Genomic DNA, 587 nt, shown 5'->3' with positions numbered 1-587 from the left:
TCTTCACCTCTGGCTTCGGCCCGTTCGACGATCTGCTGGGATGCCGGGTCGAAGGAGCGGCGCACCACACCGGTGATCTCGGCCGCGCTCATCGACCGAACCGCGACCCCGGACGCTTCGATCGCGGCGCGGATGCCGGGAAGCCGCCGACCGATTTCGACCGCTTGCACGCCCGGGTCCTTCTTCCGTTCATCGGTTGTGGCAGCGAAGGTGATCGCCACCCGTGCGGCGAGTTGAACTTCGTCGCGGTGGAACTCGGTGGCGCCTTCGTACACGACTGCCTTCGCCAGCGCGGGGGCGTGTGGGGCGGTGATCAACCGGGCCTGGTTGAGGAGGGCGTTGCCGGTCTCGGGGACGGTGTCGAGGACCGGGACGATCGCCTCGATGTCGCTGGTGAGTCCGGCGGATGCGAGGACGACTCCCCACTCGCCGACCCACTGGTTGACCAGTACCCGGTCCACGGCCTCGTCGCCCTGGGGCCAGGCCCGCAGCACGACGGTGTACTGATTTTTCTTGGGCATGTGGATCATGCCGAACCGGTAGCCGGCGCTGTCTTCGCCCTCATACATTTTCGTGGGGGCCAGCAC

At 67.1% G+C, this 587-nt stretch carries 1 protein-coding gene; it reads right to left on the bottom strand.

Going from position 1 to position 587, the window contains the following annotated elements; all coding sequences use genetic code 11:
- Nucleotides 1–587, bottom strand: a 587-nt coding sequence (locus tag MLGJGCBP_RS24090) for an SCO6880 family protein (RefSeq protein ID WP_328799595.1), incomplete at both ends; no start/stop codon positions are given.

The sequence above is a fragment of the Rhodococcus sp. T7 genome (genome assembly GCF_009872365.1).
GTDB lineage: Bacteria > Actinomycetota > Actinomycetes > Mycobacteriales > Mycobacteriaceae > Rhodococcus_F.
The sequence above is the reverse complement of the archived record's forward strand: the minus strand, read 5'-3'. Positions and strand labels throughout refer to the sequence as shown.